Genomic DNA, 7912 nt, shown 5'->3' with positions numbered 1-7912 from the left:
ATCGATCCGCTGCGCATCGCGGCTGGCGCTGGACGACCCGGCCCGCGGCGGCAAGGCGACGCTGCTCACGGACTTCGCCGCCTTGCCCTTCGCGGCCAACAGCCTCGACCTGGTGGTGCTCCCGCACGCGCTCGAGCTGAGCCCCGACCCGCACGCCACGTTGCGCGAGGTCGAGCGGGTGCTGGTGCCCGAGGGCCGCGTGGTGATCTGCGGGCTCAACCCGACCAGCCTCTGGGGCATGCGGCAACGCCGCGCTCACGTCTACCGCAGGCTGGGCATCGGCGATCTCTACCTGCCCGAGGGCGGCGAGTTCATCGGCTACTGGCGCATGCGCGACTGGCTGCGCCTGCTGAGCTTCGAGGTGGAGTCGGGCCGCTTCGGCATCTACCGGCCGGCGGTGCGCAGCGAGGCCTGGCTGGAGCGCCTGCGCTGGATGGACGCCGTCGGCGAGCGCTGGTGGCCGATCTTCGGCGCGGCCTACTTCCTGGTCGCGGTGAAGCGGGTGCGCGGCATGCGCATGCTCAGCGCCGACTGGCGCCGCGCCGGTGCCCGCGCCACGGCGCCCGTGCCCATCGCCGGCAAGGTGCACCGCGACGGGGCCGGCAAGAATTGACAGAAATGAAGATTGATTGGAATCGAATGAAGAAGAAGGAAACCGCAGCTTGAACGAAGTCGTGATCTACACCGATGGCGCATGCAAGGGTAATCCCGGCCCCGGCGGCTGGGGCGCGTGGCTGAAGTCGGGTGCCACCGAGAAGGACCTGTTCGGCGGCGAACTCAACACCACCAACAACCGCATGGAGCTGACCGCCGTCATAGAAGGCCTGGCCGCGCTCAAGCGGCCCTGCAAGGTGCTGCTGTACCTCGACAGCCAGTACGTGCGCAAGGGCATCACCGAGTGGATCCGCGGCTGGAAGGCCAAGGGCTGGGTCACCGCGAGCAAGGAGCCGGTGAAGAACGTCGAGCTCTGGAAGCGGCTCGACACGCTGGTGAACGAAGGAGGTCACCAGATCGAGTGGCGCTGGGTCAAGGGCCACTCGGGCGACCCGGGCAACGAGCGCGCGGACATGCTGGCCAACAAGGGCGTGGACAAGGCGCTGGGCCGGATCTGACCCTGGGCCCGTTCTTCGGCGGCTAGATCACGCCGTCGAACATCATGACGTCGACTTCTTCGCCGGGGCCCACGCCGCCCTGGTCGTGGTGCAGCACCACGAGCCCGTTGGCTTCGAGCATCGAGCTCAGCACACCCGAACCCTGATTGGCCGCGACGCACACCTCGGGCAGTGCGCCCGGCACGGCCCTCACGAAGCCCCGTTGATATTCGGTGCGGCCCGGCTTCTTGCGGATCGGGCCCTGGCTGCGGGCGCGCAACAGAGGCGGCGGTGCGGCCGCCGCGTCATGGCAGCCCATCATGCGCAGCAGCGCAGGCCGCACGAAGGCCAGGAAGGTCACCATCACCGCCACCGGATTGCCCGGCAGGCCGAACAGCACGGCCGGCTGGTCCGAGGATGCTTCCTCGCGCGGAATCAGCCCAACCGCCAGCGGCCGGCCCGGCCGCATGGCCACGCGCCAGAAGGCCATGTCGCCCAACTGCTGCATCACGGCGCGCGTGTGGTCGGCCGCACCCGCGCTCACGCCGCCGCTGGTGACGATGGCATCGGCCTCGCGCGCCGCGCGCCGCAGCGTGGCGGCGAGCGTGGCCGGATCGTCGCGCACGAGGCCGAGGTCGAGCACCTCGCAGCCCAGCCGCGTGAGCAGGCCGATCACGGTGTATCGGTTGCTGTCGTAGACGGCGCCTTCGCGGGGGGCGTCGCCGAGACCCAGGATTTCGTCGCCGGTCGAGAAGCAGGCCACCCGCAGCCGCCGCAGCACGGGCACGCCCGGCAGGCCGAGGCTCGCGACCATGCCTAGCGCGGCGGGCGAAAGGCGCTCGCCCTTGCGCAGCGCGGGCTGGCCCTTCATGAGGTCCTCGCCGGCGAAGCGCCGGTTGTCGCCGCGGCGCAGCACCCTGGCGGGGAAGCACACGCGGTCGCCATCGACCTTGCAGAACTCCTGCGGAATGACGGTGTCGAGGCCCGCCGGCATCATCGCGCCGGTCATGATGCGCACCGCATCACCCGGCCCCAGGGCGCCGCGCCATGCGGCTCCGGCGAGCGCCGTGCCCACCACGCGCAGCGTGATGGATGCATCGCTGGGCGCGTTGTCGGGCAGGACGGCGCCATCGAAGGCGTAGCCGTCCATGGCGGAGTTGTCGTGCGGTGGCACGCTGACTGGCGAGACGATGTCTTCGGCCAATACACGGCCGAGCGCTTCGCACAGCGGGACGCTCTCGCGCCCGGTGACGACGGCCGTGGCCGTCAGCTGGGAAAGAAAGGCGTGGACGGCCTCGACGCTCAGGTCGGCGTCGTCATGGCCCGCGAGGGCGGAAGCGAGTTCTGCGATGCGGCTCATCTCATCGGTTTTCGAGGGCGTGCAGTTCAGCGAGGGTGTTGGCGTTGAAGAACGCGTCGGGCGCGTCGCCGGGTCGGTCGAAGGGCACTTGCACGTTGCGGTGCTGCGCGATCCACGTGTGGACCTTGCGGCCGCCGCCAGCTGTGTAGCGAAGCAGGCTGTCGCGCAGGCTGGCGCGCAGCAGGCAGAAGACGGGCTGGGGGCGCAGCACCGGCGAGCCGCCGTCCTCGGCGGGCTCGGGCGCGACGGCCATGGCGATGTCGGCCTGGCCGGCTGCCGCCGCCTCGGCGAGGCGGGCGGCGAGGTCCAGCGGGAAGAGGGGCGTGTCGCAGGGCACGGTCAGCAGCCAGGGCGTGGCGCAGTGCTCCAGCCCGGCCAGGAAGCCCGCCAGCGGCCCGGAATAGTCGGCGAGGCTGTCGGGCCACACCAGCGCGCCGAAGGCTTCGTACTGCGCGAGATTGCGGTTGGCATTGACCATGAGCGCGCCGACCTGCGGCGCCAGCCGGCGCATCGCATGCAGCGCCAGCGGCTGGCCGTTGAAGGGCTGCAGGCCCTTGTCGACGCCGCCCATGCGCGAGCCTCGGCCGCCGGCCAGCAGCAGCCCGGTGATGTCGGTGGACGCGATGCTGGCGTGCGCGGGCATGGCAGGCGCCTGCCTCATCCGCCGATGTAGCTCATCTCGACGCGGCGCTGGCCCCTGGAACCGGCGTCGTCGTCCGGGACGCGCAGGGCGCGCAATTCGGAGTAGCGGTCGGCGCGGCCCTGCCATATGTGGCCGATGGCCGAGGCGATGTCCTCGTCGCTGGCGTTGCTGCGCAGCAGCGGGCGCAAGTCGTGGCCCGCGCTCGCGAAGAGGCACAGGTACAGCTTGCCCTCGGTGGAAAGCCGGGCGCGGCTGCAGTCGTGGCAAAAAGCCTGGGTGACGCTGCTGATGACGCCGATCTCGCCGCCGCCGTCGGCATAGGCCCAGCGTTTGGCGGTCTCGCCTGGCGATTTCGCCTCGAGCGGCACCAGCGGAAATTCGGAGTGGATGCGCGCGACGACCTCGGCCGAGGGCAGCACTTCCTCCATGCGCCAGCCGTTGGTGGCACCTACGTCCATGTACTCGATGAAGCGCAGCACCACCTTGCCGCCGTGGTGCGTGCGGAAGTAGCGCGCCATCGGCAATATTTCCTGCTCGTTGGTGCCACGCTTGACCACCATGTTGACCTTGATGGGCCCCAGGCCCGCGGCCAGCGCGGCGTCGATGCCGGCGAGCACGTCCGCCACCGGAAAGTCGACGTCGTTCATGTGGCGAAACACTGTGTCATCGAGGCTGTCCAGGCTCACCGTCACGCGCTGCAGGCCGGCGGCGCGCAGGCCGGCGGCCTTGCGCGCGAGCAGCGAGCCATTGGTGGTCAGCGTCAGCGCAAGCGGCTCTCCGCCGGGCGTGCGGATTTCGGCGAGCTGCTCGACCAGGCCCTCGATGTTCTTGCGCAGCAGCGGCTCGCCACCGGTCAGCCGGATCTTGCGCGTGCCGTGCGCGGCAAAGAGGCGCGCCAGCCGGGTGATTTCCTCGAAGCTCAGCAGGGCGCCGTGCGGCAGGTACTTGTAGTCCTTGTCGAACACGTCCTTGGGCATGCAGTAGCTGCAGCGGAAGTTGCAGCGGTCGGTCACGCTGATGCGCAGGTCGGTCAGGGGCCGGCCCAGCCGGTCGAGCAGCATGCCCGTGGCGGGCACGGCGACCTCCGGCACGGCCACCGCGGGGCGTGCTCGGCCGATGCTGGAGATCGGAATGACGGTGCTGTCGCTGCTGTTCTTCATGGCTTCATGAGGCGGGGCCCGATTTTGCGCCAGGCTCCAAGAGCCCAGCGGAATGCAGGCTACTTGATCACGGCCGCATAAATCATGTCCCGGGTCAATGTTCTGTAATGTGTCCTGAATTTCGGCGACTGCAGCATCAGTACCACGAACATCTCGTTCTTCGGGTCGACCCACATGTAGGTGCCGCCCGCGCCGCCCCAGTTGTATTCGCCGCCGGCCGAGGGGTAGGGCGCCTCGCCGTCGTTGCGGCGCACCGCGAAGCCAAGGCCGAAGCCGTAGCCCGGGCCCGGCAGGTAGAGCGGTCCGGGCACGATGCCGGCGCCCGCGTTGGAGTGGTCGGCGGTCATCAGCGCGATGGTGCGCGGGCCCAGGTAGCGCCTGCCGTCGAGCGAGCCGCCGTTGATCAGCATCTGCAGGAAGCGGGCGTAGTCGTTCGCGGTCGACACCAGCCCGCCGCCGCCCGACTCGTACTTGCGCACGATGCGCGGGTCGTTGAACTCGGCGCCCACGCCGAAGCTGCGGTCATTGGGCAGCGGCTCGGCGATGCGTGCCTGGCGCGCCGGTTCGGGCACGTAATAAGTGGTGTCCGTCATGCCCAGCGGGTCGAACAGCCGGGCTTTCTCGAACTGGTAGAGCGACTGGCCCGAAACCACCTCGATCACGCGCCCGAGGATGTCGGTCGACTGGCTGTAGTCCCAGGTCGTGCCGGGCTGGTAGGCCAGCGGCAGCTTGGCCAGTCGCTGGGAGAACTCGGCCAGCGTCGGGTCGCCGGCGCCCAGGTTGGCGGCGTTGTAGGCCTGCTTCACGAGGCCCGGGCCGAAGAAGCCGTAGGTCAGGCCCGAGGTGTGGCGCATCAGGTCCTGCACGGTGATGGGGCGGCGCGCGGGCACGGTCTCGAGCACCGGCTTGCCGTCGGCGCCGGGTTTCTCGACGCCGACGGTCATGTTGGCGAACTCGGGCAGGTAGGCCGAGACGGGGTCGTCGAGTTTCAGGCGGCCGTCTTCCACGAGCATCATCGCGGCCACCGTGGTGATGGGCTTGCTCATCGAGTAGATGCGGAAGATGCCGTCGCGCGGCATCGGCGTGCCTGCGGCGCTGTCGAGCTTGCCGACCGGCTCGAACCACGCAACCTTGCCCTGGCGCGCCACCAGGAGCACCGCGCCGGGGATCTTGCCGGCAGCCACGTCGGCCTTGAGCACGTCGCCGAGCATCTGCAGCCGCTCGGTCGAGAGGCCTACCTGCTCCGGCCTGGCGGTAGGCAATTGCTGCGCCGCCGCAAGCAGGGGAAGGGCCAGGCCCAGGCCGAGCACGGCGGCGCGCAGCTTGCGTTTCAGGAATCTCATGGTGTTGTCTCCGTCTTGTTGTGGTTGGTGAAAAAAACCTGCACGGCGGCTCTGGCGGCGCCTGTGTCGAGCCCCGACGCTGTCCGTGGCAGAGCTTCAGGTTCGTGCGCGTGGCGCGTGCCACGCCTGGAGACGGCCGGCTTGCGCCGCGAAGTGCGCAAAGCCGGGGCGCCCGGTTCTAGCCGTGCTTGACGGCGACGGTCTTGAGCGTGGTGAAGCCGTACAGTGCCTCGAAGCCCTTCTCGCGGCCGTAGCCCGACGACTTCACGCCGCCGAATGGCAGCTCGACGCCACCGCCGGCGCCGTAGTTGTTGATGAACACCTGGCCGCTCTTCACGCGCTTGGCCATCCGGAACTGGCGCGCGCCGTCAGTCGTCCACACGCCGGCAACAAGGCCGAACTGCGTGGCGTTGGCCAGTGCGACAGCTTCGTCCTCGTCGGCGAACTGCATCGCGGCCAGCACCGGGCCAAACACTTCTTCCTGCGCGAGACGATGGTTCACCGGCACGTCGCGCAGAAGCGTGGGGGCCTGGTAGAAGCCGGTCTCGGGCGCTTCCTCGACCACGATGCCCTGCGCCACCATCGGGATGCCGGCGTGCTGCGCGTCGCTCAGGAAGTCCCACACGCGCTGCTGCTGCGTCTGGCGGATCAGCGGGCCCACGTCGAGGTCCATGGCCGCGGGGCCGACGCGCAGTGCCTCGAAGGCGTGACCCAGGCGCTCGAGCAGCGGCTCGTAGATGTCGCGCTGGATCAGCACGCGCGAGCCGGCCGAGCAGGTCTGGCCGGCGTTCTGCACGATGGCGTTGATGACCACCGGAATGGCCGCGTCCAGGTCGGCGTCCGCGAAGATGATCTGCGGGCTCTTGCCGCCCAGTTCCAGCGTGACCGGGCAATGCCGCTCGGCTGCCACCTGCTGGATCAGCGTGCCGATCTTCGGGCTGCCGGTGAAGCTGATGTGGTCGATGCCCGCGTGCCGCGCGAGCGCGTCGCCCACCTCGTGGCCGTAGCCCGTCACGATGTTCAGTGCGCCGGCCGGGAACCCGACCTCGGCCGCCAGCTGCGCCACGCGGATCAGCGAGAGGCAGGCATCTTCCGCCGGCTTCACCACGCACACGTTGCCCGCCGCCAGGGCGCCGCCCACGCTGCGCCCGAAGATCTGCATCGGGTAGTTCCAGGGAATGATGTGGCCGGTGACGCCGTGCGGCTCGCGCCAGGTGAAGACGCTGTAGCCGTCCTGGTAGGGGATGGTTTCGCCGTGCAGCTTGTCGCAGGCGCCGGCATAGAACTCGAAGTAGCGCACCAGCGCCACCGCGTCGGCGCGGGCTTGCTTGACGGGCTTGCCGCAGTCGCGCTGCTCGATGAGCGCGAGCTCGTCGACGTGCTCGGCGATCTTCTGCGAGAGCTTGAAGAGAAGGCGGCCGCGGTCGGCGGCGCTGACCTTGTGCCACACGCCCTCGAAGCAGTCGCGCGCGGCGCGCACGGCCGAATCGATGTCGGCGGCATTGCTGCGCTGGATTTCGTCGAAGGGCTGGCCGTCGGAAGGGTCGATGACCGGCAGGGTGCGGCCGGAGGAGGACGGAACGTCCGCGTTGGCGATGTAGTTGAGCTGCATGGGGCCGGATTTTGCGCGAAGCACTCCAAACCCGTCGCCCTGCGGGGCTCAGACCCCGAACGCTACTTGGCCGCGCTCGTCTTCGGCAACGCCTTCACCGCGTTCAGCATCCGCTCCACATGCTTGTCCGGATTCAGGTTCTGGTAGTAGTAGGCGACCTTGCCGTCCGGCGCGATCACGTACGACAGGCGGTTGGCGAAGTCCGGGCGGGTCTGCATCAGGGCGTCGAAGCCCTGGATGACGGTCTTGTTCTCGTCGGAGGCGACGGGGAAGCGGCTCTGGCAGGATTTGACCGAGAACTTCGACAGGGTACCTATGTCGTCGGCCGAGACGCCGATCACGCTGGCGCCCAGCGCGGCGAACTGGTCGATGGCCTCGGCGAAGGCGTGAGCCTCGATGGAGCAGTCGTTGGAGTCGGCCGCAGGGAAGAAATAGACGACCACCGGGCCTTTGGCGAGCGCGTCGGCCAGCGAGTAGCGGAAGGTCTTGCCGCCGAGGGCGGCGTTGGCGGTGAACTTGGGCGCCGGGTCGCCGATGTCGAGGGCGGCCCAGGTTGTATTCGTAAGAGCCGCAAAAAAGGCGAGGCAGGCGATGCGGTGGGGGAGTGAACGGGCCATGATGTAACTCCGCAGCGGTGTGGATCGAATTCTAGGCCGGAGCCTTCCCGAAAAGGAGGCGAAAAAAAGCGCCTTGAAACCGGAGC

The 7912-nt window shown here is 69.2% G+C and carries 8 protein-coding genes; 2 read left to right on the top strand and 6 right to left on the bottom strand.

The window, feature by feature from the left end; translation table 11 throughout:
• Together QMO14_RS07680 and rnhA are read left to right on the top strand one after the other, a co-directional pair.
• Positions 1-613, top strand: a 613-nt coding sequence (locus tag QMO14_RS07680; RefSeq protein WP_301505774.1) for a class I SAM-dependent methyltransferase, incomplete at its 5' end; no start/stop codon positions are given.
• A 49-nt stretch (positions 614-662) separates the two neighbouring features.
• Positions 663-1112 carry a ribonuclease HI gene (gene rnhA, locus QMO14_RS07675; RefSeq protein WP_301505773.1) on the top strand — a complete coding sequence of 150 codons (450 nt, stop codon included), beginning with the start codon at positions 663-665 and terminating at the stop codon, positions 1110-1112.
• A 22-nt stretch (positions 1113-1134) separates the two neighbouring features.
• Here the strand turns inward: rnhA and glp are convergent, their stop codons facing one another.
• The 6 genes from glp to QMO14_RS07645 all read right to left on the bottom strand — a co-directional run bounded on the left by glp (position 1135) and on the right by QMO14_RS07645 (position 7826).
• Positions 1135-2451, bottom strand: a complete 1317-nt coding sequence (gene glp, locus QMO14_RS07670; RefSeq protein WP_301505772.1) for a gephyrin-like molybdotransferase Glp — start codon at positions 2449-2451, stop codon at positions 1135-1137.
• A 1-nt stretch (position 2452) separates the two neighbouring features.
• The gene (gene mobA / locus QMO14_RS07665) at positions 2453-3094 is read right to left on the bottom strand and encodes a molybdenum cofactor guanylyltransferase MobA (RefSeq protein ID WP_301505771.1); all 642 of its coding nucleotides are present in this window, start codon (positions 3092-3094) and stop codon (positions 2453-2455) included.
• 14 nt (positions 3095-3108) lie between these two features.
• Positions 3109-4254 carry a GTP 3',8-cyclase MoaA gene (moaA, locus tag QMO14_RS07660; protein WP_301505770.1) on the bottom strand — a complete coding sequence of 382 codons (1146 nt, stop codon included), beginning with the start codon at positions 4252-4254 and terminating at the stop codon, positions 3109-3111.
• A gap of 59 nt (positions 4255-4313) precedes the next feature.
• Positions 4314-5597 carry a serine hydrolase gene (locus QMO14_RS07655; RefSeq protein WP_301505769.1) on the bottom strand — a complete coding sequence of 428 codons (1284 nt, stop codon included), beginning with the start codon at positions 5595-5597 and terminating at the stop codon, positions 4314-4316.
• A gap of 178 nt (positions 5598-5775) precedes the next feature.
• Positions 5776-7209 carry an aldehyde dehydrogenase family protein gene (locus QMO14_RS07650; protein WP_301505768.1) on the bottom strand — a complete coding sequence of 478 codons (1434 nt, stop codon included), beginning with the start codon at positions 7207-7209 and terminating at the stop codon, positions 5776-5778.
• 62 nt (positions 7210-7271) lie between these two features.
• The gene (locus tag QMO14_RS07645; protein WP_301505767.1) at positions 7272-7826 is read right to left on the bottom strand and encodes a peroxiredoxin; all 555 of its coding nucleotides are present in this window, start codon (positions 7824-7826) and stop codon (positions 7272-7274) included.
• Positions 7827-7912: the final 86 nt, after the last annotated feature.

Source organism: Variovorax sp. CAN15 (assembly GCF_030462475.1).
Lineage (GTDB): Bacteria > Pseudomonadota > Gammaproteobacteria > Burkholderiales > Burkholderiaceae_C > Variovorax.
Note: the sequence above shows the minus strand (reverse complement) of the source record. Positions and strands in the feature narration are given on the sequence as shown.

Coding starts and splice junctions, on each gene's coding strand:
- glp (WP_301505772.1), bottom strand. CDS start 2,451: ATGAGCCGCATCGCAGAACTCGCTTCCGCCCTCGCGGGCCATGACGAC.
- mobA (WP_301505771.1), bottom strand. CDS start 3,094: ATGCCCGCGCACGCCAGCATCGCGTCCACCGACATCACCGGGCTGCTG.
- moaA (WP_301505770.1), bottom strand. CDS start 4,254: ATGAAGAACAGCAGCGACAGCACCGTCATTCCGATCTCCAGCATCGGC.
- QMO14_RS07655 (WP_301505769.1), bottom strand. CDS start 5,597: ATGAGATTCCTGAAACGCAAGCTGCGCGCCGCCGTGCTCGGCCTGGGC.
- QMO14_RS07650 (WP_301505768.1), bottom strand. CDS start 7,209: ATGCAGCTCAACTACATCGCCAACGCGGACGTTCCGTCCTCCTCCGGC.
- QMO14_RS07645 (WP_301505767.1), bottom strand. CDS start 7,826: ATGGCCCGTTCACTCCCCCACCGCATCGCCTGCCTCGCCTTTTTTGCG.